The organism is Patulibacter medicamentivorans, from assembly GCF_000240225.1.
GTDB lineage: Bacteria > Actinomycetota > Thermoleophilia > Solirubrobacterales > Solirubrobacteraceae > Patulibacter > Patulibacter medicamentivorans.
On record NZ_AGUD01000172.1, the window covers coordinates 1 to 1,383 of the forward strand.

The following is a 1,383-nucleotide window of genomic DNA, read 5'->3' on the forward strand; positions in this document are numbered from 1 at the left end:
ACGGTCCGGCTCGGCCGGGCGCGCTCCCGCAGCGACGGCCGCGGACGGGCCGTCCTGCGCGTACGCCTCTCGCGCGCGGGCCGGTGGGCGGCGCGCGCCTCGAAGCCCGGCTGGCGGCGGGCGACGACGGTCGTGCGCGTCAGCGCCGCGCGTCGCTGAGCGGGACGTGGGGGAGGCGCCCCGGGAGCGACCACGCGACGTTAACCTCGCGTTCACCGTGGGGAGGAAGAGGACGACGATGGAACGCTTCGCGAATCGCAGGGCCCGTCGATCAGCGGCTCGGGCGGCGGCGGCGGTGGTGGCGACGCTCGCGCTCGCCGCGCCGCCGGTCGCCGGGGCGGCCGTCGAGAGCGGGCCGCTGAAGGGCCCGGCCGGCGCCAGCCGCAGCAAGGTGCTGCTGATCGGCCTCGACGGGACCCGCTGGGGCGACCTGACGAAGCTGATGGGCGAGGGCCGGACGCCGAACCTGAAGTCGCTGGTCGACCGCGGCTTCGGCACCAGCACCCTGCTGCAGTACCAGCCGCCGCAGGCGTTCACGATGAGCGCCGTCGGCTGGTCGACGATCGCCAGCGGCGTCTGGCCGGCCAAGCACGGGGTCGTCGGGCTGTTCAACAACGACGCGCTCCAGGACGGCAAGAACGGCTACGTCGACTTCCTGACCCGGGCCGAGCGCGTCCGCCCGCGGCTGAGCACCTTCTCGGTCAGCGACTGGGGCAACCTCGGCCTGCACCAGAACGGCGGCCCGATCTTCGGCGACCAGATCGACGTCAAGCACGCCGCCAGCGCGCAGGACACGATCGCCTCCTACGACGCCGAGGACCAGATCTCGACCGACCTCGCCGCGACCTACCTGCGCGGCGGCGACCCCGACGCCGGCTTCGTCTACCTGGGCGTGATCGACGAGGCCGGTCACGCCGAGGGCACCGTCGGCCCGGCCTACCGCGACGCGATCCTGCGGACCGACCGCCGGGTCGGAACGCTGCTGCGGGCGATCGCGGCGCGGCCGACCGCGGCCCGCGAGCAGTGGACGGTGATCGTGGTCACCGACCACGGGCAGAAGACGATGGACCAGGGGTCGATCTTCATCCACGGCGGCGACAGCGAGATCGAGCGGACCTCGTTCGTGATCGCCGCCGGCCCCGGGGTCCCGCGGCGCCAGACGCCCGACACGATCAAGGTCGTCGACGTCGCGCCGACCGTCCTCCACCAGCTGCGGATCGCCCAGGACCCGGCGTGGAACCTGGATGGACGCTCGTTCGTGCCGACGCCGGTGCCGCCCGACCCCGAGCCGCCGCTGCCGCCGGCCGACCCGGGCGTCCGCGGCGCCCTGCGCGGTCGCGGCGCCCCGCGGCTGACGCTGACCGTCAGCGCCGCCGACGGCGC

Annotated in this window: 1 protein-coding gene; it reads left to right on the forward strand. The window is 75.1% G+C overall.

Annotated elements, in window-relative coordinates; genetic code table 11:
- Nucleotides 1-295: 295 nt before the first annotated feature.
- The coding region (locus PAI11_RS10955) for an alkaline phosphatase family protein (protein ID WP_170320717.1) at nt 296-1,383 on the forward strand (1,088 nt) is incomplete at its 3' end.